Source organism: Phreatobacter sp. AB_2022a (genome assembly GCF_026847585.1).
In the GTDB taxonomy this organism is placed as follows: Bacteria; Pseudomonadota; Alphaproteobacteria; order Rhizobiales; family Phreatobacteraceae; genus Phreatobacter.
Map to the genome: position 1 here is coordinate 122,227 of NZ_JAPSET010000008.1, position 26,896 is coordinate 149,122.

General features: G+C 69.1%; 21 protein-coding genes. 11 read left to right on the forward strand and 10 right to left on the reverse strand.

Annotation, left to right across the window (positions count from 1 at the left end):
* The first annotated feature begins 86 nt into the window (after positions 1-86).
* Positions 87-1,994, forward strand: coding sequence for a potassium transporter Kup (locus tag OZ671_RS08380; RefSeq protein WP_268860321.1), 1,908 nt, complete (start codon positions 87-89; stop codon positions 1,992-1,994).
* Positions 1,995-2,018: 24 nt separating this feature from the next.
* On the opposite strand, the gene OZ671_RS08385 is transcribed toward OZ671_RS08380, so the two are convergent.
* Entirely contained in the window at positions 2,019-2,741 is a 723-nt protein-coding gene (locus OZ671_RS08385; RefSeq protein ID WP_268860322.1) for a GntR family transcriptional regulator, read from the reverse strand.
* 175 nt (positions 2,742-2,916) lie between these two features.
* Between OZ671_RS08385 and OZ671_RS08390 the strand changes: the two genes are divergently transcribed.
* On the forward strand, positions 2,917-3,648 hold the full coding sequence (locus OZ671_RS08390) for an HAD family hydrolase (protein WP_268860323.1): 732 nt from the start codon (positions 2,917-2,919) through the stop codon (positions 3,646-3,648).
* A gap of 72 nt (positions 3,649-3,720) precedes the next feature.
* On the opposite strand, the gene OZ671_RS08395 is transcribed toward OZ671_RS08390, so the two are convergent.
* Together OZ671_RS08395 and OZ671_RS08400 are read right to left on the reverse strand one after the other, a co-directional pair.
* Positions 3,721-4,110, reverse strand: coding sequence for a VOC family protein (locus OZ671_RS08395; RefSeq protein WP_268860324.1), 390 nt, complete (start codon positions 4,108-4,110; stop codon positions 3,721-3,723).
* A 65-nt stretch (positions 4,111-4,175) separates the two neighbouring features.
* Complete coding sequence (locus OZ671_RS08400) at positions 4,176-4,871, reverse strand: helix-turn-helix transcriptional regulator (RefSeq protein ID WP_268860325.1); 696 nt, start codon at positions 4,869-4,871, stop codon at positions 4,176-4,178.
* 154 nt (positions 4,872-5,025) lie between these two features.
* Here OZ671_RS08400 and OZ671_RS08405 point away from each other — a divergent pair, with 154 nt between their 5' ends.
* Positions 5,026-5,610 carry a tyrosine phosphatase family protein gene (locus OZ671_RS08405; protein ID WP_268860326.1) on the forward strand — a complete coding sequence of 195 codons (585 nt, stop codon included), beginning with the start codon at positions 5,026-5,028 and terminating at the stop codon, positions 5,608-5,610.
* Between the two features lie 65 nt (positions 5,611-5,675).
* Here OZ671_RS08405 and OZ671_RS08410 read toward each other — a convergent pair whose 3' ends face one another.
* The 5 genes from OZ671_RS08410 to OZ671_RS08430 all read right to left on the reverse strand — a co-directional run bounded on the left by OZ671_RS08410 (position 5,676) and on the right by OZ671_RS08430 (position 13,094).
* The gene (locus OZ671_RS08410) at positions 5,676-5,882 is read right to left on the reverse strand and encodes a TOBE domain-containing protein (protein WP_268860327.1); all 207 of its coding nucleotides are present in this window, start codon (positions 5,880-5,882) and stop codon (positions 5,676-5,678) included.
* 66 nt (positions 5,883-5,948) lie between these two features.
* Entirely contained in the window at positions 5,949-7,379 is a 1,431-nt protein-coding gene (locus OZ671_RS08415) for an aldehyde dehydrogenase family protein (RefSeq protein WP_268860328.1), read from the reverse strand.
* Between the two features lie 350 nt (positions 7,380-7,729).
* A complete protein-coding gene (locus OZ671_RS08420) occupies positions 7,730-8,380 on the reverse strand; it encodes a TetR/AcrR family transcriptional regulator (protein WP_268860329.1) in 651 nt (216 codons plus the stop codon).
* Between the two features lie 14 nt (positions 8,381-8,394).
* Positions 8,395-11,841: an indolepyruvate ferredoxin oxidoreductase family protein gene (locus OZ671_RS08425; protein ID WP_268860330.1), complete on the reverse strand. Its 3,447-nt coding sequence runs from the start codon at positions 11,839-11,841 to the stop codon at positions 8,395-8,397.
* Between the two features lie 65 nt (positions 11,842-11,906).
* Positions 11,907-13,094 carry an acyl-CoA dehydrogenase family protein gene (locus tag OZ671_RS08430; RefSeq protein ID WP_268860331.1) on the reverse strand — a complete coding sequence of 396 codons (1,188 nt, stop codon included), beginning with the start codon at positions 13,092-13,094 and terminating at the stop codon, positions 11,907-11,909.
* 116 nt (positions 13,095-13,210) lie between these two features.
* Between OZ671_RS08430 and OZ671_RS08435 the strand changes: the two genes are divergently transcribed.
* From OZ671_RS08435 to OZ671_RS08450, 4 genes are all read left to right on the forward strand, one after another.
* Positions 13,211-14,770, forward strand: coding sequence for an acyl-CoA carboxylase subunit beta (locus tag OZ671_RS08435; protein WP_268860332.1), 1,560 nt, complete (start codon positions 13,211-13,213; stop codon positions 14,768-14,770).
* 8 nt (positions 14,771-14,778) lie between these two features.
* Entirely contained in the window at positions 14,779-16,770 is a 1,992-nt protein-coding gene (locus tag OZ671_RS08440) for an ATP-binding protein (RefSeq protein ID WP_268860333.1), read from the forward strand.
* Between the two features lie 10 nt (positions 16,771-16,780).
* Positions 16,781-17,242: a MaoC family dehydratase gene (locus OZ671_RS08445; RefSeq protein ID WP_268860334.1), complete on the forward strand. Its 462-nt coding sequence runs from the start codon at positions 16,781-16,783 to the stop codon at positions 17,240-17,242.
* A 144-nt stretch (positions 17,243-17,386) separates the two neighbouring features.
* Entirely contained in the window at positions 17,387-18,502 is a 1,116-nt protein-coding gene (locus OZ671_RS08450; RefSeq protein WP_268860335.1) for a TRAP transporter substrate-binding protein, read from the forward strand.
* Positions 18,503-18,595: 93 nt separating this feature from the next.
* Here the strand turns inward: OZ671_RS08450 and OZ671_RS08455 are convergent, their stop codons facing one another.
* On the reverse strand, positions 18,596-19,315 hold the full coding sequence (locus OZ671_RS08455; RefSeq protein WP_268860336.1) for a GntR family transcriptional regulator: 720 nt from the start codon (positions 19,313-19,315) through the stop codon (positions 18,596-18,598).
* A 378-nt stretch (positions 19,316-19,693) separates the two neighbouring features.
* Here OZ671_RS08455 and OZ671_RS08460 point away from each other — a divergent pair, with 378 nt between their 5' ends.
* The 4 genes from OZ671_RS08460 to OZ671_RS08475 are packed head-to-tail and all read left to right on the forward strand — an operon-like array spanning position 19,694 to position 26,269.
* On the forward strand, positions 19,694-21,013 hold the full coding sequence (locus OZ671_RS08460) for an MFS transporter (protein ID WP_038310864.1): 1,320 nt from the start codon (positions 19,694-19,696) through the stop codon (positions 21,011-21,013).
* The gene (locus tag OZ671_RS08465; protein WP_268860337.1) at positions 20,997-22,826 is read left to right on the forward strand and encodes a hydantoinase B/oxoprolinase family protein; all 1,830 of its coding nucleotides are present in this window, start codon (positions 20,997-20,999) and stop codon (positions 22,824-22,826) included. Before OZ671_RS08460 ends, OZ671_RS08465 begins: the two co-directional genes overlap by 17 nt.
* Positions 22,813-24,870 (forward strand): hydantoinase/oxoprolinase family protein, encoded by a 2,058-nt coding sequence (locus OZ671_RS08470; protein WP_268860338.1) that lies wholly within the window; start codon positions 22,813-22,815, stop codon positions 24,868-24,870. Before OZ671_RS08465 ends, OZ671_RS08470 begins: the two co-directional genes overlap by 14 nt.
* A 4-nt stretch (positions 24,871-24,874) precedes the next feature.
* Positions 24,875-26,269, forward strand: a complete 1,395-nt coding sequence (locus OZ671_RS08475; RefSeq protein WP_268860339.1) for a M20/M25/M40 family metallo-hydrolase — start codon at positions 24,875-24,877, stop codon at positions 26,267-26,269.
* A 34-nt stretch (positions 26,270-26,303) separates the two neighbouring features.
* On the opposite strand, the gene OZ671_RS08480 is transcribed toward OZ671_RS08475, so the two are convergent.
* Entirely contained in the window at positions 26,304-26,789 is a 486-nt protein-coding gene (locus OZ671_RS08480; protein ID WP_268860340.1) for an Lrp/AsnC family transcriptional regulator, read from the reverse strand.
* Positions 26,790-26,896 lie beyond the last annotated feature (107 nt).

Sequence of the window (26,896 nt, forward strand, 5' to 3'; positions counted from 1 at the left end):
CCGCGCCGTGAGCGCGAAGGCCCGGCGGCGAAATGTCCGGCGGGCCGGTCGAACGCGAGCATGCGCTGCAGCGGACCGGAGGCGCCATGACGGCCATTCAGGAGCACGCAGCGAAAACGCCGGGCACCCTGCCGGTCGCCACCACGCTCGGGGCCCTCGGCATCGTCTACGGCGATATCGGCACGAGCCCGCTCTACGCTCTGAAGGAGGCCGCGAAGGCCGCCACGCACGGCGGTCCGCTGGTGCCGGCCGCCGTGCTCGGCGTCGTCTCGCTGATCCTCTGGGCGCTGATCCTGATCATCTCGGTCAAATATGCGCTGCTCATCCTGCGCGCCGACAACCGCGGCGAAGGCGGCATCGTCGCCATGCTGGCGCTGCTGTCGGCGCGCAATGCCGAGCCCGGCACCTGGCGCGCCAGGCTGCTGATCGTCGGCCTGATCGGCGCTGCCCTGCTCTATGGCGACGGCGCGATCACGCCGGCTATTTCGGTGCTGAGCGCCGTCGAGGGCCTGAAAGTCGACGCTCCCGCGCTGCACCGCGTGGTGGTGCCCGTCACGGTGGCCATCCTGGTCGGCCTGTTCGCCATGCAGCGCAAAGGCACCGGCTTCATCGGCGCGATCTTCGGCCCGGTCATGCTCGGCTGGTTCCTCGCCATCGCGGCGCTCGGCATCCACGGCATTGTCCGGTCGCCGGGCGTTCTCGCGGCCCTGAACCCGCTCTATGCGGTCGATTTCCTCATCCACCAGAATTTCCATGTCAGCTTCGCCATTCTGGGCGCCGCTTTCCTCGCCGTCACCGGCGGCGAGGCCATGTATGCCGATATGGGCCATTTCGGCCGGCTGCCGATCCGGCTCGCCTGGTTCACCGTCGCCCTGCCGGCTCTGGTGCTCAATTATTTCGGCCAGGCGGCGCTGCTCATCACCGACCCGAGCGCCATCGACAACCCGTTCTATCAGCTCGCCCCGGACTGGGCGCACTATCCGCTGATCGCCTTTGCGACCCTCGCGACCGTCATCGCCTCGCAGGCGATCATTTCCGGCGTCTTCTCGCTGACCCAGCAGGCAATCCAGCTCGGCTTCCTGCCGCGCATGCACATCGCCCATACCGCGAGCGACGAGCGCGGCCAGATCTATGTGCCGCTGGTCAACTGGCTGCTGGCCGCCGCAACCCTCGCCGCGGTCATCGGCTTCGGCACCTCGGACGCGCTGGCCGGCGCCTATGGCATTGCCGTGTCGCTGCTGATGGCGATCACCACGCTGCTCGCCGCGCTCGTCGCGCTGCATTGGGGCTACAATCCCCTTCTGGTGATCGCGGTCAACGGCTTCTTCCTCATCATCGACCTCATCTTCTTCGCGGCCAACACGACGAAGTTCCTCGACGGCGGCTGGTTCCCGCTGCTGCTCGCCTCCATCATTGCCGGAGCCATGCTCACCTGGCGCGGCGGCGTGCGCCTGGTCGAGCGGGCGCGCGCCAGCCTGCGCCGACCGGAGGAAGAGCTGATCGAGAAGGTCGCCCACATCTACACGACCCGTCTGCCGGGAACCTCCGCCTTCCTCGCCTCGGCCGCCAATGGCGTGCCGCTCGCGCTCAGCCAGTTCATCAAGCACAATCATGCCCTGCACGAGCGGGTACTGCTCGTTACGGTGATCATCGAGGAAGCGCCGCGCATTGCCGACGAGCAGCGGGTCGATGTGACCGAAGTCGCGGCGGGCATCTTCCGCGTGATCCTGCATTTCGGCTTCATGCAGAATCCGAGCATTGCCGCCGGGCTCGCCCTTGCGCTCGACCAGCGCAAGCTGCCGCCGCTCGATCTCGCCGAGATCACCTATTATATCGGCCGGGAGACCATCATCCCGACCGAGGAGATAGCGGGCATGGCGGTGTGGCGCGAAACGGTCTTCGCCTTCATGCAGCGCAATGCCGAGCGCTCCGCCGTCTTCTTCGGAGTGCCGACAAGGCAGGTGGTCGAATACGGCACCGAGATCGAGATCTGAAGCGGCGGCGCCTGCTCCGCACGGTCAGCGCGGCTTGCCGAGGACATCCAGCGTCGCGGTCTGCGGCGTGATCTGCCTGAGCCTTTCGACGAGCAGCGTGCCAGTCGCCAGAATGTGCTGGCGCAGCAGCGTCGTCGCCGCCTCGCCGTTGCCGGCGACGCAGAGGGCGACGAGGTCCTTGTGCTCCTGTTGCGACTGGCGCAGATGCTCGGTCTCCTCCCAGGCGAAGCGCAGATAGCGCTCGAAATTCAGCCTGATTGTCGCGATCATCGCGAGCGTGCGCGCCTGCCGGGCCGCGCCGTAGAGCGTTTCATGGAAACGCGCATTGAGCGCGATGATCCGGTCGACCGTGCGGGCCTTGTCCAGTTCGGCGGCGATGCGTGCAGCCCTGTCGAGCTCGGCCCGGCCGAGCCGAGGCATGGCCCATTCCAGCGCTTTCGGCTCGATCAGGCTGCGCAGCTCGGTCATTTCCCAGGCCTCGTCGGCCGAGAGCGGCGCCACCGCCACGCCCCGGCGCGGCTCCGCCTTGAGGAATCCCTCGATCACCAACTGCTTGAAGGCCTCGCGGACGATCATCTGGCTGACGCCGAAACGGGTCGCGAGCGCGTCCTGGCGCACCCGCTCGCCCGGCACCAGCGTGCCACGGATGATCGCCTCGCGCAGGGCGTCGACGATGGCGCCGGCGGCCGGGCGCGCCTCCCCCATCTCGTCCGGCAGGGCGGTCAGGGAGAGCTGCAGCAAGGCCATGCGTGATCCCGACAGAAAGGCCAGCCGGTCCCGCCGGCGCGGCGCGCAAGGTGCATCGGAACGAATATAGCCGGTTCCGCCGCGGCGGACGACAGTCTCCGGACGCCTGTCCACCGCTATCTTGCCATATTAACGATAAGCGATTATCGCTAATTTGAAACAATAAGGAACAGACATGCCCAGGGTCTTGGCGATTTCCGATTTCGATGCGGTCACTTTCGACGTCTACGGCACGCTCATCGATTGGGAGCCGTCGATTATCGCTTATCTGCAAAACTGGAGTCGGCAGCAGGGCGCCGAGTTCGACGATGGCACCCTTCTGATGGCTTTCGACCGGGCCCGGGCGGTCCTTCAGGCCGAGCGTCCAGCCCTGCCCTATCACATGGTTCTGCGTCGCGCACTGGTCGCGATCGGCGCGGAGTTCGCACTCGCTGCCGATGTGGCGGCGCAGGCGCGCTTCGCGGCCGGACCGACCACCTGGCCAGCCTATGGCGATGCTCCGGCCGGCCTTGCCGCCCTCAAGTCCTGGGTCCTGGTCGGCGCGCTCAGCAACATCGACGACGCCTTGCTCGCCCATTCCTGCCGCCGGCTGGCGGTCACCTTCGATCTGGTCGTCACGGCCGAACGGGTCGGCGCCTACAAGCCCGACAGACCGCATTTCGAGACGGCGATCGCCGATCTCGCCGCGCGCGGCATCCGGCGCGAGCGGATCCTGCATGTCGGGCAAAGCCTCAGGGCCGATATCGCGCCGGCCAACCAGCTCGGCCTGGCATCGGTCTGGATCGCCCGGCCGGGCCGCCGGCTTGGTCTTTCCGGCGATGGCGCTGCCGAGGCAAGGCCCGATCTGACGGTATCGAGCGTTGCCGAACTGGTCGCACGGCTGGTTGGCAACGACGGCGCGCCTTGATCGGATTGACGCGCCGCCGACGGACCGGGCCGCGGCGAACCGCCCGCGCGCCTGTTGCGAGCCGGCATGTGGTCAGGTTTCGCCTGCCAGCGCGTAGATGCGCAGGCGATGCCCGTCGGGATCGAGCGCAACGAAGGATCTGCCGAAATCCTGGCCAAACGGCTCCCGCAGGATGGTCACGCCCTTCCCCCGCCAATCGGCATGCGTCGCATCGACGGCGGCATCGTTGGCAAGCCTGATGCCGAGTTCGGCAGCGCCGGGTTCGGCCGACGGCGGCGGCTGCACGGTATGTCGCGACCAGAGGCCGAGCTTCAGGCCGCTATCGAGCGCGAACAGGGCGAAGGTCGGCGACGCCTCCGCCGGTTTCGCCGACAGAAGCTCGGCATAGAAGCGCGCGCTCGCCTCGGGGCTGTCGACATAAAGAATGGCGTAGCTCGGATGGTTCGGATTGGGCTTGGTCACGGCATCGCTCCTGACGACATCGATGCCGTGACGGTATCGGCTGATACTGTCAGTTTCTGGCAGCATCAGTCGAAAGAGCGCGTAATGCCCTGGTCCGCACGCCATTCCCGGAGCAGGGCCTGCCGCCGCCGCGGATATCGGCTGCCGAGCGTCGTGAGGCTGCCAATACGGTCGGTGCGGAAGTGCCTGAAGGCCGCCCGCAATTCGCACCAGCCGAGCACGATCCGGACCCGGTCGAAATAGCTCAGGGCAAACGGCCAGATGGTCCGCTCGCTCTCGCGCCCCTCGCCGTCACGATAGACGATGACGACGCGCCGTTCGGCGCGGATGGCCTTGCGGATGGCGCCGAGCTCGACGGTCTCCCTCGCGGCGGCGGCGGCCGGGCCGACCAGCAGGGCGGCCGTCTCGAGATTACCGCGCAGGTCGGGCGGCAGCACCGCGCCGATCTTGGCCAGGGCATTGCGCGCTGCCTCGCCGAGCCGCCGATCGCCACGATCGGCCACCCAGCGCGAGCCGAGCACCAGCGCCTCGATCTCGTCCTCGGAAAACATCAGCGGCGGCAGCATGAAGCCCGGGCGCAGCACATAGCCGAGCCCCGGCTCGCCCTCGATATCGGCCCCCTGGCCCTGCAGCGTCGCGATATCGCGATAGAGCGTCCGGATGCTGATGCCGAGCTCGGCCGCAAGCGCGCGACCGGAAACCGGCCGCCGGTACCGGCGCAGCAGCTGAAGCAGATCGAGCAGCCGTTCGGAACGAGACATCGTGGATCAGATCCTGCCAGAATTCGGCAGGAGCCGCACGGCCTTTGCCGCGCCGCAGCTCTGCCGCAGTTTCTCTATCGTCTTGTCGTCTGCCTCGACTATGACAGGCCTCGAGCCTCACCGACCGATTCACCAGCGCCAGGGAATTCCACCGATGCAGACGCTTTCGATGTCGTCCCTCACCATCTGCGGCATCGACGAGCTTGCGGGGCACAGCGAGCGCAAGGTGACCCATGTCCTGTCGGTGGTCGATCCGAACTGGCCGGAACTGATCGCCTTCCGCACCTTCGGCACGCATCGGCGGACGATCCTGGAGTTCCACGACATTATCGACGCCGCGCCCGGCCAGGTCCTGCCGGTCGTCGATCACGTCGCGCAGATCCTCGATTTCGGCGGCGAGCTGGAGCGCTCGCGCGCAGAGCGCCAGGACGGCCATCTGCTCGTCCACTGCCATATGGGCGTGTCGCGCTCGACCGCGGCCATGCTGACACTGCTCGCCCAGGCCAATCCGGATGTCGAGGAAGACCGGCTGTTCGAGCGGCTGCGCGAGATCCGGCCGCAGGCCTGGCCGAACTCGCTGATGATCGGCTTTGCCGACGATCTCCTGAAGCGTGGCGGAAAGCTCAACGCCGCGCTCGGCCGGCACTATGCCCATCAGATCGGCCGCGATGTCCGCTATATCGACTGGATGACCCATCTCGGCCGCGGCCGCGAGCTGGCCATGGGCGGACACCACTGACGACAGGGCCGGCACTCGCCCTGGCCACGCGCCGGCGAGACCGGGCGAATGCCGCCCTGATCGCGTCAGTCGACGGCGATCATCACGTCGGAGGCCTTGATCACGGCATAGGCGTTCTGGCCGACCGCGAGCTTCAGCGCGTCCACCGCTTCGTTGGTGATCGATGAGGTGACCACCGCGCCGCCGATATCGATGCGGACATGAGCGGTGGTGGCGCCCTTCTTGATCTCGACGATCTTGCCGGCGAGCTGGTTCCTGGCGCTGATCTTCATCCGGTCGGCTCCTTGTCGTGTTCAAATCTGGAAAAGCGGGCGGGAGAAGCCCCGCCCGTCGTGATGTCAGGCCGCGCCGTAGCCGACCGTGCCCTTGATCTCGAGGAATTCCTCGAGGCCGAAACCGGCATATTCACGCCCATTGCCAGACTGCTTGTAGCCGCCGAAAGGCGCGCCGGCGTCCCAGGCGGGATAGTTGATGTAGACGTTGCCGCTGCGCATGCGCGCGGCGACCTTGCGGGCCCGCTCGATCGATCCCGACTGGACATAGGAAGCAAGGCCGTAGGGCGTGTCGTTCGCCCGCTCGATCACCTCTTCCTCGTCGCGATAGGGCAGGATCGACAGGACCGGCCCGAAGATCTCTTCGCGCGCGATCGTCATGTCGTCGGTGACATTGGCGAAGACGGTCGGACGCACGTAATAGCCGCGGTTCAGTCCCTCCGGCCGGCCGGGGCCACCGGTGACGAGTTCGGCGCCTTCCTTGATGCCGATCTCGATCAGCCGCTGGATCTTGTTGAACTGCACCTCGCTCACCACCGGCCCGAGAACGGTTTCCTCCGAACCGGGGACGCCGACCTTCAGCGGCGCGGCCGTCGCCTTGGCGATGGCAATGGCCTCGGCATGGCGGTCGGCCGGCACGAACATGCGGGTCGGCGCGTTGCAGGACTGGCCACTGTTGCGCATGCAGCCCTCGACGCCGAGCTTCACCGCCCGGTTCAGGTCGGCATCGGGCAGGATGATATTGGCCGACTTGCCGCCGAGCTCCTGATGCACCCGCTTCACCGTGTCGGCCGCCGCCTTGGCGACCAGGATGCCAGCCCGGGTCGAACCGGTGAACGACACCATGTCGACGCCTGGATGGCGCGCGATCGCCTCGCCGACCGTCGGACCGTCGCCATTGACGAGATTGAATACGCCCTTGGGCACACCGGCCTCATGCATCACCTCAGCGAAGATCAGCGCGTTCAGCGGCGCGACCTCGCTCGGCTTCAGCACCATGGTGCAGCCGGCCGCCAGCGCCGGGCCGACCTTGCACATGATCTGGTTGATCGGCCAGTTCCACGGCGTGATCATGCCGACCACGCCGATCGGCTCCTTCGCGATCAGGGTGGTGCCGCGCAGCTCCTCGAAGGCGAAGGTTTCCAGCGTCTCGATCATCTTGGCGAGATGCGCCGTGCCCATGGCCGCCTGGGCGGTGTGGGCGAGCTTCTTCGGCGCGCCCATCTCGCGCGACAGCGTGTCGGCAATGTCGGCATAGCGGCTCTTGTAGACCTCGAGCACGCGGCGCATCAGCACCAGGCGCTCCTCCCGGCTGGTCGCCGCATAGGCCGGGAATGCCGCCCGCGCAGCCGCCACCGCCCTGTCGACATCCACAGCCGTGCCGAGCGCGATCGTCGCGATCGCCTCTTCGGTGGAGGGGTCGATCACATCGAGCGTCGCGCTGCCGCTCGGCTCGACCCATTCGCCGTTGATGTAGAACTGCTTCTCATGCGCCATGCCGTCTCTCCCGCGAAAGGCTGCCGGACCGGACCTTGTCCATCGTCCGCGCGCGATCATAGCCAGGGGCGGAAACCATGCCAGGGGGCGAGCCGTGACGCCGACGGGTCGGTCCCATGCGTTATGCGCAACGGAATATAACGAAGCAGCGGCGAAGAACGGATCGAAGCCGCGCCAACCGTTCCGCCGCGGCCGGCCATTCCCCGGCCCGTAGCCTGGCGGCCACCTGTCCGCCAGGCGCCGAATGTCCGCTGCCGCGCGGGCCGGCAACCCGTCGATCGTCGATGCGGTTGCGCGCTTGACGGCTCGCGCCCGCCATATGCAAGGCGGCCGGGCGTCGAAGCACCATGTCAGCGCGTAAAGCCGGCGACCAGCGTGCGGATCAGCTCCTCCGGCCGCCCGCGCTCCGGATCGAACCATTCGAGCGACCAGTTGAGCGCGCCGAGAATGGCAAGCCGCGCGACGTCCGGATCGATGCCGGGGGCGAGCGCCCCGGCCGCGGCGGCTTCGCCGAGCAGCCTCTTCCAGACGCCCTCATAAGCCCGCCGCGTGTCGGCGAGCCCCGCCTTGATCGCCGGCGGCACATAGGGAAAGCAGCGGATATGCGCCGAGGTATAGTCGCTCTCGACCAGCAGGGTTTCGAGGTGTGCTGCGATCGCCGCCTCGATCCGTGCCTTCATCGTCGCGCGCGGGCCGAGCGCCGCAACCGCCGCGGCCACCACCTCGTGAACGCGCTCGACACCGATCCGCAGCACCTCCGCGGCCAGCTCCTCCTTGGAGGTGAAATGGTAATAGAGGCTGCCGGCCTTCATGCCGACCAGGGCGGCAATGTCGCGCAGCGACGTCTCGGTGTAGCCGCGGGCGCGGAACAGGCTCGCCGCAACGTCCAGGATCTGCTGGCGCGAGACCTCGGCGCGCTTTGCCGGCCGCTCCTCGCCCGCCATGCGCGCAAAAGCCGTCCGGGTGACCGTTTCCGCCATGACCGCTCCCTTCAGCGCCACCGACCGGCCTCCTCCTATTCCGCCGCGACGCCCATTGTCGAGGGCGCCGGCCATTGCCCGACGAGCACCGCAAGCCGCCGTTCCGCCATCTCGGCCGCCGCCGCCTTGACGTGGCCATAGCCGCGGACGGTGAGCGGCAGCCCGGCGATCTCCAGGGCCAGCGCATGGTTGGCGGCGCTCAGCCCGGGGATCAGCCGGTCACGCACCAGCGCTTCGTAATCGGCGATCATCCGCCGTTCCATACGCCGCTCCGCGGTGCGGCCGAACGGGTCGAAGCGGCCGCCGCGCAGACCCTTGAGCCGGGCGAGCAGGCGGAAGAGTGGAATCATCCAGGGCCCGAAACGCATCTTGCGCGGCGCCGCCGTCACCGGATCGCGGCGGGCGAGCAGCGGCGGCGCCAGATGGAAGGCGACGCGGCCGCCGTCGAAATCGCGCGCAAGCCGGTCGAGAAAGCCGGTCTCCACATGGAGCCTGGCGACCTCGTATTCGTCCTTGTAGGCGAGCAGCTTGAAGAAGCTGCGCGCAACCTGCTCGGCGAAGGCGGTGGAGCCGGGCAGAGCCCGCGCCTCGGCGCCGGCCGCCGCGGCGACCAGCGTGCGGAAACGTGCCGCCAGCGCTTCGTCCTGGTAGCGCACGAGCTCGCCGGCGCGCAGCCGCACGATCGCGTCGAGCCCCTGCGCCTCTGTCTCGGCGGCGGCGCGCGGCAGCCGTGCGGTCACCGTTTCAGGGTCATGAGCAAGCGCCCTGCCCCAGGCGAAAGCGCGCTTGTTCATGGCCACCGCCGCGCCGTTGAGCTCGATCGCCTTGAGAATCGCCCGCTCGCTGACCGGCACGCGCCCCTTCTGCCAGGCAAGGCCAAGCGCCATCATGTTGGCCCCGACGGCGTCGCCGATGAGCGCGGTCGCCAGGGCGGACAGATCGGCAAAGACCACCTCGCCCTGCTGGGCAAGGCGCCGCTTCATCAATTCGCCGGGAAAGACGAGGTCCGGCCGCGCGGTGAACTCGCCGGTCATCACCTCGTGCTCGTTGACGATGGCAAGCGCATCGGGGGCGAGCAGCGCCAGGACTTCGGGGCTTGCGGCGACGGCGAGGTCGCAGCCGATCAGCGTCTCGGCCTCGCCGCGCATCAGGCGTACCGGGCCGGTCCGGCCCGGCGCGGTAATCCGGATATGGGTCGTCACCTCGCCGCCCTTCTGGGCCAGGCCGATCTGGTCCATAACCGACACGCCGCGACCGTCGAGATGGGCGGCCATGCCGACGATCGCGCCGATGGTGACGATGCCCGTGCCGCCGATGCCGCCGACGACGAGACGGGCCGACCGGCCGAGATCGAGGACCGGCGCCGGCACGGCGGGCGGCGTCGCCTCGCCGGCACGCGGATGGCGCGGCAGGCCGCCTTCGACGGTCACGAAGCTCGGGCAGAAACCATCGACGCAGGTCGCATCCTGGTTGCAGCTCGTCTGGTCGATCTGGCGCTTGCGGCCGAACGGGGTTTCGACCGGCACGATCGAGACGCAGTTCGATTTGGCGCCGCAGTCGCCGCACCCCTCGCAGACCGCTTCGTTGATCAAGACGCGCCGGCCGGCATCCGGCATCAGGCCGCGCTTGCGGCGCCGGCGCTTCTCGGCGGCGCAGACCTGGTCGTAGATCAGCACCGAGACACCACTGACCGTGCGCAGCTCGCGCTGGACACGCTCCAGCTCCTCGCGCGGATCGACGCCGACGCCGCTCGGCAGGACCTCGCCGTGATGGCGCTCCGGCTCCTCGGCGACGATGCGGATGTCGACGACGCCTTCGGTGCGCAGCTGCCGGGCAATCTGCGCGACGGAGAAACCGCCCTCGGCGGTCTGGCCGCCGGTCATGGCGACCGCGTCGTTGTAGAGCAGCTTGTAGGTGATGGTGACGCCGGCCGCGATCGCCGCGCGGATGGCGAGCAATCCCGAATGAGCGTAGGTGCCGTCGCCCAGATTGACGAAGACATGGGTCGTCTCGGTGAACGGCGCCTGGCCGATCCAGCTCGCGCCCTCGCCGCCCATCTGGGTGAAGGTGGTGGTGTCGCGGTCCATCCACTGCGCCATGTAGTGGCAGCCGATGCCGGCGAGCGCCCGGCTGCCCTCGGGCACCATGGTCGAGCGGTTGTGCGGGCAGCCCGAACAGAAATAGGGCAGCCGCCGGGCCAGCGCCGGCTCGGCTGGCGGCGCGCCGGCGCGCAGCACGGCGCGCGCCGGGGCGATCGCCATCGCCGCCGTGCCGTCGGTGAGGCGCTCCAGGCGATCGCCGATGACCTTGGCGAGGTGATCGACCGAAAAGGCGGCACGTGCCGAGAGCAGCGGCTGGCCGGCCTCGTCGATCTTGCCGGCAAGGCGCGGCTGCTCCGCCGGGTCGAGGGTCAGGAGAATGCGCGCCGCCTGATCCTCGACCAGAGGACGCTTCTCCTCGACGACGAGCATCTCTTCGGCGCCTGCGGCAATGGTGCGGACGAAGTCGGGGTCGAGTGGCCACGGCATGCCGACGGCGCCGAAGGCAATGCCGAGGCCCGCGAGCCGGCTCCGGTCGAGGCCGAGCAGGCCGAGCGCCTGCTCAACGTCGAGCCGCGACTTGCCGACCGCAAGGATTACAAGCCGGCGCCGGCCCGGACCGGGATCGGCGAGCGTCCGGTTCAGGCCGTTGGCCCGGCCGAAGGCAATGGCTGACGGGAGCCGCAGGTCGAACAGCCGCCGCTCCTGCTCGAGCGGCGTGTCGGGCCAGCGGATCGAGACATCGGACGGCAGTCCGTCCGGCACGACGATGTCGGGCGTCACCGCGGCGAGATCGACGGCGGCGGCCGAATCCATCGTGTCCGCCAGCGCCTTCATGCCGATCCACAGGCCGGTGGCGCGGGACATGGCAAGGCCGATCAGGCCGAAGCGCAGCACCTCGGCGACATCGGCGGGATGCAGCACCGGGATCGAAGCGTCGAGAAAGGCATAGTCGGACTGCGAGGGCAGGCTCGCCGACTTGCAGGCATGGTCGTCGCCGGCGATCGCCAGGACGCCGCCGCGCGGCGCCGTTCCGGCGGCATTGGCGTGTTTCAGGACGTCGCCCGACCGATCCACTCCGGGGCTCTTCGCATACCAGATAGCGAAGACGCCATCGTGCCGGGCGCCGGCGCTGAGCCCGGTCTGCTGACTGCCCCAGACGCTGGTCGCGGCGAGATCCTCGTTGAGGCCCGGCTGAAAGACGACAGCCTCGGCATCGAGATGCCGCCGCGCGGCCTGCAGCTCGCGGTCATAGGTGCCGAGCGGCGAGCCGCGATAGCCGGAAATGAAACCCGCGGTGTTCAGCCCGGCGGCCCGGTCGCGCCGCCGCTGCATCAGCGGCAGCCTGACCAGCGCCTGGACCCCGGTCAGATAGATGCGGCCGGTCTCGGCCGTGTATTTGTCGTCGAGACTGACGACCTGGGAACCGGAGGGCTCGGCCATGATGGGATCTCTTCGAGAGGACGTCGAACCGGCCTGGCGGGCGGCGCGCCCGCCAGGCCCTGCCGTCACAGGCGCTTGGCGACTTCTTCCAGCATGACCTCGGTGGCGCCGCCGCCGATCGCCTGGACGCGCGCGTCGCGGGCCATGCGCTCGATCGCGCTCTCGCGCATGAAGCCCATGCCGCCGTGGAACTGCACGCAGTCGTACATGACCGCATTGACCAGTTCGCCGCAGTAGGCCTTCAGCATCGACACCTCGCGCGTGACGTCCTCGCCGCGCGCATCCCGCCAGGCCGCGGAATAGACGAGCTGGCGGCCAGCCTCGATCTCGGCGGCACGCATGGCAAGGCGCTGGCGGATCGCCTGCTTCTCCCACAGCGGAGCGCCGAAGGCCTTGCGCGCCTTGACATGCGCGAGTGTCAGGTCGAGCGCGGCCTGGGCCTCGCCCATGGCCATGGCGCCGATGACGATGCGCTCGTTCTGGAAGTTCTTCATGATCGCGTAGAAGCCGCGCCCCTCCTCGCCGAGAACGGCGCTTTCCGGAACCAGGCAGTCCTCGAAGACGAGCTCGGCCGTGTCGGACGAGCGCCAGCCGTGCTTGTCGAGCGCGCGGCCGACCCGGAAGCCGGGCGTGCCCTTCTCGACAAGGAACATGGTGACGGCCTTGGAGCCGCCACCGACGTCGCCGGTCTTGGCCGCCACGCAGTAGAGATCGCCGTGGACGCCGTTGGTGATGAACATCTTGGCGCCGTTCAGCACATAACCGTCGGCCGTGCGCCGCGCCGTCGTGCGGATGCCCTTGACGTCGGAACCGGCATCCGGCTCGGTCACCGCTACCGCGCAGATCGTCTCACCGGCAATGATGCGGCCCATCCAGCGCTCGCGCTGGACCGCGCTGCCGGCATTGAAGACATGGACGGACGCCATGTCGGTATGGACGAGCGCGGTGATCGCGACGCCCGAAAAGGTCGAGCGGCCGAGCTCCTCGGCGAGCACCACGCTGCCGCGCGTATCCATGCCGGCGCCGCCATAGGCTTCCGGATAGCGGATGCCGAAGAAGCCGAGCGCCCCCATCCGCCGCAGCACCTCGCGCGGCACGCAGCCTGCCTCCTCCCAGGCTGCGGCATGCGGCTTGATCTCCTCCTCGACGAAGCGGCGCACCTGGTCACGCAGCAAGTCGTGCTCCTCCTCGAAGAAGGGTGACGAGCGGCCGAAGACCGTGGCTGCATCGGGGTGGGACACGTTGATCGTCATGGGCGGATCCTGGCTGGCTTCGAGGAGCGCGACACCGCTTGACGGCAGCCGCAGCATCGATCTACTAATCTAACAGACGTTAGGCAGTTTATTGGCAAAGTCAACCGAGGGGTGCAATGACGGCCCAAGCCGGCTCCGAATTCGAGGCGCTCGTCGCGCGGCTGCGCGGCCATCTCGAGGCTGCGCGCGCCGGCGGCGGCGCGGCGCAGGTCGCGCGACACCACGCCCGCGGCAAGATCCTGGCGCGCGAGCGCATCGACCTGCTCGTCGACCCGGCAAGCCCGTTCCTGGAACTGTCGCCGCTGGCAGCCCACGGCCTCTATGGCGGCGAATTGCCGGCGGCCGGCATCGTCACCGGCGTCGGGCTCGTGCATGACACGCCGGTCATGATCATCGCCAACGACGCCACGGTGAAGGGCGGTTCGTTCTTCGCCGAGACGGTGGCCAAGCATCTGCGCGCCCAGGAGATCGCGGAGGCCCATCGCCTGCCCTGCATCTATCTCGTCGACTGCGGCGGTGCCTTTCTGCCCGAGCAGGACCGAGTCTTTCCGGGCCGCGACCACTTCGGCGGCACCTTCTTCCATCAATGCCGGATGTCGGCGGCCGGCATCCCGCAGATCTCCGCAGTGTTCGGCGGCTGCACGGCGGGCGGCGCCTATATTCCCGCGCTCTCGGACGAGGTGGTGATGGTGCGCGGCACCGGCCGCATCCATCTCGGCGGCCCGCCGATCGTCAAGGCGGCGATCAACGAGATCGTCGACGGCGAGACCCTCGGCGGCGCCGACATGCACACGACGGTGTCCGGCGTCAGCGACCATGTGGCGGCAACCGAGCGCGAGGCGCTCGGCCGCCTGCGCGAGATCGTCAAGGGCTTCGGCGCCAGCCGCCGGATCGCACCGCCGCCCTACCCGGCTGCGGATCCCGCCGCCGACCCCGCCGAACTGACGACGATCGTGCCGGTCGACCTCAAGAAGCCCTACGACGTGCGCGAGGTGATCACCCGCATGGTCGACGCCAGCGCGTTCCAGGAGTTCAAGCCGGCCTATGGATCCTCGCTCGTCACCGGCTTTGCCCGCATCCACGGCTACCCTGTCGGTATCATCGCCAACAACGGCGTGCTGTTCGCCGAAGCCTCGGTGAAGGGCGCCCACTTCATCGAGCTGTGCGACCAGCGCCAGATCCCGCTGATCTTCCTGCAGAACATTACCGGCTTCATGGTCGGCACCGAGGCCGAGCGCGGCGGCATCGCCAAACACTCCGCCAAGCTCGTCTATGCGGTGTCGAACGCCCGCGTGCCGAAATATACCGTCATCATCGGCGGCTCCTATGGCGCGGGCAATTACGGCATGTGCGGCCGCGGCTTCCAGCCGCGCTTCCTGTTCGCCTGGCCGAATGCACGCATTGCCACGATGAGCCCGGAGGTGGCGGCGACCGTGGTCACCGAGCTTGCCCGGCAAAGCCTCAAGGGCGGCGCCGACGCCGACGCCATCGCCAGCCTCGATCAGCGCACCCGCGCCCAGTTCGAGACGCAGAGCGATCCCTACTACGCCACCGCCCGGCTCTGGGACGACGGCATTATCGAGCCTGCGCAGACACGCGACGTGCTGGCCCTGTGTCTCGCCCTCGCCGCCGGCGAGGCCAGGGACACGTCCCCCCGCCCGGTCTATCGGATGTGACGACGGCCATGTTCAAATCCCTGCTGATCGCCAATCGCGGCGAGATCGCCGTCCGCATCATCCGCACCGCCCGCCGCATGGGCATCCGCACCATCGCGGTTCATTCGGCGGCCGACGCCGGAGCCCCGCATGTGCGGCTGGCCGATGTCGCCGTGCCGATCGGGCCGGCTCCGGCCCGCGACAGCTATCTGCGCGCCGACCGCATCATCGCGGCGGCGCGCCTGACCGGCGCCGAGGCGATCCATCCCGGCTACGGCTTCCTGTCGGAACGGCCCGAACTCGCCGCGCTCTGCGCCGAGAACGGCCTCGTCTGGGTCGGGCCGCATGCGCGGGCGATCGCCGCCATGGGTTCGAAGATCGAGGCGAAGCGCCTCGCGGTCGCCGCCGACGTGCCGGTCATCCCGGGGTATGACGGCGACGACCAGAGCCCGGCAAGGCTGGAGGCCGAGGCGCTCAAGGTCGGCCTGCCCGTCATGATCAAGGCATCCGCCGGCGGCGGCGGCAAAGGCATGCGCGCGGTCTTCGACAAGGCGCCGCTCGCCGAGGCCCTGGCGGCGGCGAAACGCGAGGCCGAGGCCGCCTTCGGCGACGGCCGCCTGCTGATCGAAAAGCTGATCACCCGGCCGCGCCATGTCGAGGTCCAGGTGCTCGGTGACAGGCACGGCCATCTCGTCCATCTGTTCGAGCGGGACTGCTCGGTCCAGCGCAACAACCAGAAGCTTCTCGAGGAGGCGCCGGCGCCCAACCTGTCGGCGGCGGCCCGCGCGGCGCTCTACCGCCATTCCCTCCGGCTGGCCGCCGCGATCGGCTATGATTCCACCGGCACGATGGAGTTCATCGTCGATGCCGACAGCGAAGAGATCTTCTTCCTGGAGATGAACACCCGCCTGCAGGTGGAGCACACGGTGACCGAGGCGATCACCGGCCTCGATCTCGTCGAATGGCAGCTTCGTGTCGCCGGCGGCGAGCCTCTCGGCTTCACGCAGGACGAGATCGTCATGACGGGTCATGCGATCCAGGCCCGGCTCACCACCGAACGCGCTGACGAAGGCTTCCGGCCCGATGCCGGCCGGATCAGGCTGTGGCAGCCCCCTGCCGACATCCGGGTCGATGCCGGGATCGCGACCGGCAGCACGGTCGGCCTCAACTACGACAGCCTGATCGCCAAGCTGATCGCCGACGGACCGGACCGGCGAGGCGCGGTACAGCGCCTCGCCGCCGCACTCGACCGGCTCACCGTGCTCGGGCCCGCGACCACCCGCGCGTTCCTCGCCGGTGTGCTGGCAACGCCGGCCTTCGCCGAAGGCCGCGCCACCACCCGGCTGATCGCCGAGACCTGGCCCGACGGCTGGCGGCGCGCGGACGACGATCTTGCTCTGGCGCGCCGCCTCGCCGCCCTCGCCGCCTGGTTCGGCCGGTCACGCGAGACAGCCGCGTCTCCCTGGCAGGCCCTCGCCGGCTTCCGCCTGTCGGGACCGCCGGCAACACCTTTTGCGGTGGAGACCGACGGCAAGACGGACGAGGTCGCGGTTTCCGGCGGGCCGATCCGGTTCACGCTTGCGGACGCCGCCGGCGCCACGACCCTCGAGGCGCATCGCGACGATGGGGTCCTCAGCGTGCTCATCGACGGCCAGTCGCTCGCCTGCCCGTATGCCGTCGACGGCGACACGGTGGCGATCCGCGCCCGCTCCGTCGAAGCGACCTTCGCGGTGCGACCAGCGGCCGAGGCGGCGCTCGCCGCCGCGGCCAGCGGCGGGACCGGCGGGGGCCTCGACGTGCTCGCGCCGATGCCCGGCCTCGTCGCCGAGGTCAGGGTCGCCGTCGGCGACACGGTGACGGCGGGCCAGACGGTCGCCGTGCTGGAATCGATGAAGCTGTTCACCGACCTCAAATGCGGACAGGACGGCGAGGTGGCGCGCATCGCCGCCGAGCCCGGCAAGACGGTCGGCGCCGGCGCACTGATCATTGCCATCACGCCAACCGGCACAACGGGTTCCTGAGGAGACGACCATGCCCGGACTGTGGTTCGAAGACTTTTCCGTCGGCCAGGTTTTTGCCCATCCGATCACCCGCACGGTGACCGAGATGGACAACATGCTGTTCTCCAACATGACGCTGAACCCGCAGCCGCTGCATATCGACGCACACTTCGCGGCGCAGACCGAGTTCGGCAAGCCGCTGGTCAATTCGCTGTTCACGCTCGGTCTGATGATCGGCATCTCCGTGCACGACACGACCCTGCGCACGACGGTCGCCAATCTCGGCATGACCGACGTCAATTTCCCGGCCCCGGTCTTTCAAGGCGACAGCATCCGCGTCGAGACGACCGTCGAGGCCGTCAGGCCGAGCGCGTCGCGACCGCAGGCCGGCCTCGTCACCTTCCGCCATCGCGCCTTCAACCAGGATGGCAAGGAGGTGGCAAATTGCAGCCGCGTGGCGCTGATGCATCGCCGGCCCGCAGCGGCCGGCTGATCGTCGCTCATCTTCCGCTTTCGATTCGTGGAAATCCGGCAAACCATTGAAAACGCGCTTCTAAAACCATCGCACAGACACGGCCCGCCATCAGCGTCCGGCGCGGGCCGGACATACAAAGGACGCATGGAGGATACCGCCGTCATGACTCGCACCACCCCGGCCCAGGGCCTCGACCGCCGCCGCGCGGCCGCGCTCGCCCTTGCGGCTCCGGCCGCCGCCATCGCATCGCCTGCCATCGCCCAATCGCAGCCGCCGCTGCGCTGGCGCATGGTGACGAGCTATCCGAAAAGTCTCGACACGCTCGACGGCGGCTGCCGGCTCCTGGCCAAGCTCGTCTTCGAACTGACCGACGGCCGCTTCGACATCCAGGTCTTCGCCGGCGGGGAAGTGGTTCCCGCTCTCGCCGTGCTCGACGCCGTGCAGAACGGCACGGTCGAGATGGGGCATACGGCGAGCTATTATTATGTCGGCAAGGACCCTGCCTTCGCCTTCGACACCTCCGTGCCCTTCGGCCTCAATACGCGCCAGCACAATGCCTGGATGCTGCAGGGCGGTGGCGCGGCGCTGATGGACGAACTGTTCTCGGCCTACAACATCAAGGCCATTCCGGCGGGCAATACCGGCGCCCAGATGGCCGGCTGGTTCCGCAAGGAGATCAATTCGGCCGACGACCTCAAGGGCCTCAAGTTCCGCACCGGCGGGCTCGTCGGCCGCGTCATGAGCAAGCTCGGCGTGGTGGTGCAGCAGATCGCCGCCGGCGACCTCTATCCGGCGCTGGAACGCGGCACGATCGATGCGGCCGAATGGGTCGGGCCACATGACGACGAGCGCCTCGGCCTGCAGAAGGTGGCGCGCTTCTACTACGCCCCCGGCTGGGCCGAAGGCTCGGCCCAGGTGTCTCTCTACATCGGCAAGGAGCGGTTCGAGGGCCTGCCGCCAGCCTACAAGGCGGCGGTGACCCAGGCCTGCGCCGCGGTCAACAGCTGGATGCTCGCCAAATACGACAACGACAATCCAGTGGCGCTGCGCCGGCTGGTGGCGGGCGGCGCGCAGCTCCGGCTGTTCTCGCGCGAGGTGCTCTCCGCCGCCTACGATGCCGCCGAACAGGTCTATGCTGAGATCAACGCGACCAATCCGCGCTTCAAGAAGATCTATGACGCGTGGAACGCCTACCGGCGCGAGGAATCGCTCTGGTTCCGCGTCAACGAGCTGCAGTTCGATACCTATATGGCCTATCGCCTGGGACGGGCGGGCTGAGGTATCTGCCCAACAACGCCGCCGCCGGAGTCTGGTCCGTCAAACCTCGCCGGCGCGCCGGTTGAGCCGCGGGCCCCGGCCCCGCTTCCCTCCTCAGCCGCCGCGCGCCTTGCGTACGCGGCGCGCCGGCCTGACAGCCGGCGCCGACCGGACGAGCTCCGCAACCGCCGCGTCGCGCGCATTGAGAACGGAACGCATGATCCGGGCGGCGGCGGCTTCCGGATCCCGCGCCCGCACCGCCTCGAGCACCGCGCCGAGCTCGCCGATGCTCGCATCGAGCCGGCCCGGCACCGCCATCGCCTTGACACGCAGCCAGCTGATGCGGGCGTCGAGATGGGCCAGCATGTCGCCGGCCGCGCCGTGGCTGGCGACCGCCAGCAGCTGGCGGTTGAACCGGCGCATCAGCACGAGAATCTCGGCCCGGTCGCCGGCAGCCGCCGCCCGCGTCGCCGCGGCGAAGGTCGCCTCCACCGCCGCGATGTCCTCGGGGCTGGCCTTCTCGGTGAAGCGGCGGATCATCAAGCTCTCCAGCATGGCGCGGATCTCGTAGATCTCGCTCGCCTGCTCGGGCGTCAGCGTCACCACGGTCGGCCCGCGCCGCGGCTCGACGACGACGAGCTTTTCCGCCTCCAGGCGGCGGATCACCTCGCGCACCGACGCCCGGCTGATGCCCATGGCCTCGCACAGCTCGCGCTCGATCAGGCGCGTTCCGGGCTGGATGCGGCCGGAAATGATGGCGTCCCAGACCTGCTCGAAGGCACGGTCGCGCACCAGGATCGGCGGCCCCAGCGCTTCCAGCGTCGTTGCGATCATCAAGCCCCTCTCCACCACATGCGCTCCACAGCGTCTCCTTGTCCGAGCTATGGCCGGATCGAGCCATAGCAAGATCGAGCCATAGCAAGATCTGGGGGCGTCGCCAAAAAAGCCGGTGGAGCCATTCCACCGGGACGCTTGACTCGTCTTCGTCTCTCGGTAGCATCTTGTCAGACAAAAGGACAGGCTGACAAAAGCCGCGTTCCCAAAAGATCCATTCGAGCGGTTCTGCAGGCCAGACGTGGCGCGCCGGCAGCCGGTCGCGCCTTTCCCGCCGCGCCTTGCGGCGACCTGAAGACCTGCCAGAGACCACCGGGAACGGCGCGCCCCGCACTGCAACGGGACTGCGCGCGACAACCAAAAGACGAGGAGACGCGCATGTCGCAAGCCGCCACGGCGGACCTGCCGGACGCCACCACTTCAGCCGAATATGCGCGCATCCGCCGCCGCGCCATCCTGTCCTGCGCGGTCGGCAATTTCGTCGAACTGTTCGACTTCCTGATCTTCGGCCTGTTCGCCGCGCAGATCGCTGCCAACTTCTTTCCGAGCGGCGATCCGGTCGTCGGCCTCTTGTCGGCCTTCGCGACCTATGGCGTCGGCTTCGTCATGCGCCCGGTCGGCGCCATCGTCATCGGCGCCTATGGCGACCGCAAGGGCCGCAAGGCGGCGCTGGTGCTCACCGTCGGGCTGATGGCCGGCGCGACCGCGCTGACCGGCCTCATCCCCTCCTATGCCACCATCGGCATCTGGGCGCCGCTGCTGCTCGTGCTCTGCCGCCTGGTCCAGGGTTTCTCCACCGGCGGCGAATGGGGCGGGGCCGCGGCCTTCCTCGTCGAATATGCGCCCCCCGGCCGGCGCGGCCTGATCGGCAGCATGCAGCAGTTCAGCGTCGGCCTCGCGCTGATCGCCGGCACGCTGATCGCCGCCGTGCTCAATTCGACGCTGAGCAAGGAGCAGATGATCGACTGGGGCTGGCGCATTCCCTTCATCATGGGCTTCGTGCTGGCACCGATCGGGCTCTATCTGCGCTCGCGCGTCTCGGAGACGCCGGCCTTCCACAAGACCGTCGACCGGCAGCAGGTCGCCTCCTCGCCGGTGCGCGACGCGCTGACCATCTACAAGTGGCCGGTGCTGGCCGCCTTCGGCCTCTCGGTGGTCGGCACGGTCGGCAACTACACCTTCAACATCTTCATGCCGAGCTTTGCCTCGGGCCAGCTCGGCATTTCCGCCGGCACGGCCTACTACTCCTCGGCCGCCGCGGCCGTGGTGCTGACCCTGCTGACGCCCTTCGCCGGCTGGCTCTCCGACGTCGTCGGCCGCAAGCCCGTCCTGCTCGTCTCGGCGATCGGCTACGGCCTGTTCTCCTATCCGCTGTTCCAGTATCTGGTCGCGGCGCCGAGCGGCATGAGCCTTGCCGTCACCCAGTGCATCTCGGCCGCCCTCCTCGGCTTCTATGCCGGCCCGCTCTGCGCCGTGCTCGCTGAGCTGTTCCCGACCAAGGTGCGGTTCACCGCGCTGTCGATCGGCTACAGCATGGCGGTGACCATCTTCGGCGGCTTCGCCCCCTTCGTCGCCACCTTCCTGATCCGGGAAACCGGCAGCCCGGTGTCGCCGGCCCTGTTCGTCATCCTGGCCGCCGTCATCAGCAGCATCACCCTCATCCTCATCAAGGATCCGACCAATGCTCCGCTCGACTGAGCCGGCGGGCGCCATGACGGCGCCCCAGCCGCCCCTCTGCGATTCCGTGACGGTGGAGATCGTCCGCGGTGCGATCCGCGCCACCCAGGCCGAAATGGAGGCGTTGCTCGAGCGCACCGCCATCTCCGCCTTCATCCGCGAGAAGAAGGACTTCTATACCGGCCTGTTCGATGCCGACGGCGTCATGGCGGTCGGCTCGAACGTGCCGATCTTCGGCGACATGACGAGCCCGGTGTTCCAGCATTTCCCGCCGGACACCATGCGCGAGGGCGACCTCTACTGGTACAACGACTGCTACGGCTCGCGCGGGGCGGTCTCGCATTCCAACGACCAGGTGCTGCTCGCCCCGGTGTTCCACGAGGGCCGGCGCTGCGCCTTCGTGATGTGCTGGGCGCATTTTGCCGATATCGGCGGCCTGCGCGCCGGCTCGATCAGCCCGGATACCACCGACATCTTCCAGGAGGGCATCATGATCCCTCCGACCAAACTCATCGACGCCGGCCGGACCAACGAGGCCGCGCTCGCCATCTTCCACCGCAATTCGCGCTTTCCGAGCCAGAGCCTCGGCGACATGCGGGCGCTGATGGCGAGCAACGCGCTCGGCGTCAAGCGCGTCCAGGAGATCCTCGCCCGCTTCGGCGCCGACATGGTGGCCGACGCGCTGCGGCAATTGCTCGCCCGCACCCGCCAGCTCGTGCGCACCAAGCTGGCCGAGACCTTTCCCTATGGCACCCATCGCTTCACCGATGCGATCGACGCCGACGGGCACGGCCACGGGCCGTTCCGCATCCGCTTCGCATTGACCCGCGAGGCGGTTCCCGGCGGCGAGGACCGGTTCATCTTCGACGCGACGGAAAGCGACGACCAGGCCTATGGCCCGGTCAATTTCCTGATGAATCCCGGCGTGCCCGGCATGGCGCTCGGCCTCTATTATCTCGGCGGCGATCCCGGCCAGGTCTGCAATGCCGGCGGGCCGCAATCGATCGACGAGGTGCGCCTGCGCGAAGGCTCCCTGCTCTGGCCGCACTACCCCGCCCCGCTCGGCATGCGCGGTCTGACCATGATGCGCGTGTTGGCGGCGCTGAACGGACTGATCAACGTCGCCGGCGGTGGTGCGCCGGCCGCCCACTCCGCCTATGTCATCGCGCTCATTCGCGGCACCTTCCGCACCGAGGAGGGGGCGCTCGAGCGCTTCCTGCTCGCCGACGGCATCGGCGTCGGTTACGGCGCGAGGCCGAATGCCGACGGCATCGATGCGGTCTATTTCGTCGCCCAGGAGAACTATCCGGTCGAGTTCCTGGAGGCCGGCTATCCGGTCCGCCTGAGGACCTATGGCATCGCCCGGGATTCCGGCGGTGCCGGCCGTTATCGCGGCGGCTGCGGCATCGTGCGCGAATATGAGGTGCTGGCCGAAGAGGCCGTGCTCGCCGTGCGCATCGACAGCGTCAAGAACCCGCCTTGGGGCATGGCCGGCGGCATGTGCGGCGGCGTCGGCCGGGCCGTGGTCAATCCCGGAACACCGCAGGAGCGCGTCTACGAGCCGCTCTCCGACGGCAATCCGCTGAAGCGTGGCGACATCCTGCGCATCCAGACCGGCGGCGGGGGTGGCCACGGCCATCCCTATGACCGCCCCGAGGCCCAGGTGCTCGAGGACGTGCTCGGCGGCTTCGTCAGCGCCGAGGCCGCCCGCCGTCACTACGGGGTGGTGATCGCCGGCCGCTCGGTCGACGAAGCCGCCACCCGGCGCCTGCGCGCCGACCGCCCCGAGGTCCGCTCCTTCCATCGCAACGAGTATGTCGATGTCATCAGCTAATGCCGGCTTCGCCGTCGCCGTCGATATCGGCGGCACCTTCACCGACATCGCCCTGCATGATCCGGCCAGCGGCAAGGTCTGGCGCGCCAAGACGCCGAGCGTGCCGAGCGATCCGTCCAAGGCCTTCATGACCGGCGTCGGCCTGGCGCTCGCCGAGGCCGGCCGGCAGGCCCCCGCGCTGGAACGGGTCCTGCACGGCACGACCGTCGCGACCAACATGATCCTGGAGGGCAAGGGCGCGAAATCGGCCCTGGTGACGACGGAAGGCTTCCGCCATGTGCTGGCCATCGGCCGGCAGGACATTCCGCGCCGGGCCAACCTCTACGCCTGGCAGAAGCCGGAGCGGCCGGTGCCGGCCTCACGCGTGTTCGAGGTGCGCGAACGCATCGGCCCCGGCGGCACCGTGATGCAGCCGCTGGACGAAGCGAGCGTGCGAGCGGTGGCGGCGGCCATCGCCGAGGTCGGCGTCCAGGCGGTGGCGGTCTGCCTCCTGCACTCCTTCGCCAATCCAGCGCACGAGCAGCGCGTCGCGGAGATCCTGCGCGAGCTGCTGCCCGATATCGCGGTGACGACATCCGTCGACGTCCTGCCGGTGGTCAGGGAATATGAGCGCTCGCTGGCGACCGTGCTCAACGCGTCGGTCATGCCGGGCGTCTCCACCTATCTGTCGCGCCTCGAAAAGCGCCTCGAGGAGGCCAGCATCGCCGCGCCGCTTCTGCTCATGCAGTCGAATGGCGGCGTCGCGGGCGGTGCCACCATCCGCCGCGCGCCGGCGCTGACCGCCCTGTCCGGCCCCGCCGCGGGCGTCGTCGGCGCGCGCGACGTCGCTGCGGCCTGCGGCATCCGCGACATCATCACGGTCGATATCGGCGGCACCAGCGCCGACATCTGCCTGATCAAGGACGGCAAGATCAGCCTGACCCAGCACGGTCATGTCGGCGAATGGCCGCTGCCGCTGCCGATGGTGGACATGGTCACCATCGGGGCCGGCGGCGGCTCGATTGCCCGGGTCAGCGACGCGACACTCGCGGTCGGCCCGCAGAGCGCGGGCGCCGATCCCGGCCCTGCCGCCTATGGCCGCGGCGGCCGCCAGGCGACCGTCACCGACGCGCATGTCGTGCTCGGCCACCTGCCGGCCGAGCTGCTCGGCGGGCGCATGGCGCTCGACCTCGCCGCGGCCCGCGCCGTGATCAGCGAAGGTGTCGCGACGCCGCTCGGCCTGACGCCGGAAGCCGCCGCGCGCGGCGTTCTGGCGATCATCGACAACCACATGGTCGGCGCCCTGCGCGTCGTCTCGGTCGAGCGCGGCCACGACCCGCGCGACTTCACCCTGCTGCCCTTCGGCGGCGCCGGGCCGCTGCACGGCTGCGCGCTCGCCGAGCTCCTGGGCGTCACGCGGGTTCTGGTGCCGCCGGCGCCGGGCGTGCTCTGCGCCGACGGGCTCCTCGCCGCCGATCTCAAGGCCGAGTTCAGCCGGACCTTGCCGAAGGCCGGCACGGTCGATGTCGAGGCCGCCGAAGCGATCTTCGCCGAGCTGGAAGAACGCGCCGGAGCATGGCTCACCACCGAGGGCGTCGCACCGGATGCGCGCAAGCTCGGGCGTGTGGTGCTGATGCGCTACCACGGCCAGGGCGGCGAGGTGACCGTGGCCTGGGCGGGGACCGCCGCCGCGACGGAGGCTGCCTTCGCCGCCGCGCACGAGACGCTCTATGGTTTCGTGCTGGATTCGCCGATCGAGCTGGTGACGCTCCGGGTCGAAGCCGTCGGCCACATGCCGCCGCCGCCGCGCCCCGCCCTGCCCGCCGGATCCGGGACGGCGCGCATCGGCACACAGACCGTCCATTTCGCCACCGGCGCCGAGGATGTACCGCTCATCGACCGCACCAAGCTTGGCGCCGGCGACCATTTCAGCGGACCGGCCATCATCACCCAGCTCGACGCGACCACCCTGGTCGCGCCAGGCTGGCAGGGCGAGGTGCATCCGTCCGGCGCCATCCTGCTGACCCGCGCCGGCGACGGCAGCGGCACGAAAAGGAAGGATTGAAGCGATGAGCGCAGCCAAGGCCCAGACGCCCCCGGACGAGCTCGCCCGGGTCTTCGACCACATTGCGGCGAACGAGGAGAGCTTCGTCAAGCGGGTGATGGACTATGTCCGCCACCCGAGCATCAGCGCCCAGGACGTCGGCATCCGTGAGGTGGCGGCCCTGCTGGTCGAAACCCTGCAGGGGCTCGGCTTCTCCGCCGAGGCCGTGCCGACATCGGGTCACCCGATGGTTCTCGGCCACTGGAACAAGGCGCCGGGTGCGCCGACCGTGCTGCTCTACGGCCACTACGACGTGCAGCCGCCGGATCCGCTGGACGCCTGGATCAGCCCGCCGTTCGAGCCGACCATCCGCGACGGCCGCATCTATGCCCGCGGCATCGGCGACAACAAGGGCCAGCATTTCGCTCAGCTCCTGGCGATCGAATCGCACCTGAAGGTGCATGGCACCCTGCCCTGCAACATCGTCTTCCTGCTCGAGGGCGAGGAGGAAATCGGCAGCCCGCGCATCGCCGAATTCGTGGCCGCCAACCGCGACCGGCTGAAGGCCGACTTCGTGGTCACTGCCGACGGGCCGCTGCATGCCTCGGGCCTGCCGACCATCAGCTATGGCGTGCGCGGCGTCGCCTCGTTCGAGCTGCGCGTGCGCCATGCCAGCCGCGACCTGCATTCGGGCAATTTCGGCGGCGTCGCACCCAACCCGATCTGGACCCTCGTGCACCTGCTCGGCACGATGAAGAACGCCGACGGCGAGATCACCATCGAAGGCCTTGCCGACACGGTGATCCCGGCTACCGCCAACGAGCTCGCCGCGGCCGCCCGGCTGCCGCTCGACCTTGCCGAGGCGAAGGCCGATATCGCCCTGGAGCGTCTCGATGCGCCGGCCGAGCGCAGCTATTACGAGCGGCTGATGTTCCACCCGACGCTCACCATCAACGGCCTGCACGGTGGCTATGGCGGCCCGGGCTCGAAGACTGTGCTGCCGCACGAGGCCTTCGCCAAATGCGACATCCGCCTCGTCGAAGCCCAGACGCCGGACGACGTGCTCGCCAAGGTCGCCGCGCATGTGGCCCGCCACGCGCCCGAGGTCGAGTTCATCTCCCGCGGCGGCATGCTGCCGTCGAAGACGCCGCTCGAATCGCCTTATGGCGAGGTGCTGCGCCAGGCGATCCGGCTCGCCCAGGGCGTCGATCCCCTGGAATACCCGACCATGGGCGGCAGCCTGCCCGACTACGTCTTCACCAAGACGCTAGGCATTCCGGCCTTCGTCGTGCCCTATGCCAATGCCGACGAGGCCAATCACGCGCCGAACGAGAACCTGAAGCTCGACTGCTTCATCAACGGCATCCGCACCGGCGCGGCGCTTCTCGACCAGCTCGGCCGTCGGAAAGCGGCCGGCTGATCCCGATTGCGCGGCTCGCCCCGGCGGACGGAGCTCAGCCCGCCGCCAGGGCGAGCGCGCCCGTTCCACCCTGGGACGCGGCCAGGTGGCTCTTCATCACCGCCGCCACGGCGACGGTGGCAATGCCGGGCATGGCGAGGACCCTGTCACGCAGCGCGCTGATCGCCGGCATATCCTTCGCGCGCACGGTCAGCACCACGTCCATCGGCCCGGCGACGTGATCGCAGCTTTCGACCTCGGGCAGCCCGGCAAGTCCCGGAATGACGCGCGCGCACGGGCGCCCGTCGATCCGCACGAAGAGGTAGGCGCGCGTGCCTCCCGCCTCAGCCGGCCCGGTCGTGTCGATGGTGAAGCGCCTGATGACGCCGCTCGCGCGCAGCCGTGCCAGCCGGTCCTGCACGGCGCTGCGCGACAGACCGACGCCGCGGGCGAGCGCGAGGACCGGCTGGCGGGCATCGCGCTTCAGCAGCGCGAGAAGCTGCCGGTCGACGCTGTCGAGATCTGCAGACGCTGCCTGCATATGGCCCTTCCCCTTCCGTCATCCTGCCGGTGACCGGACATCCTGCCGGTGGCATTCCGGCGCCCGCCCGAGGCACCAAAGTCTCCCGGACGAACCACCGAGAGACG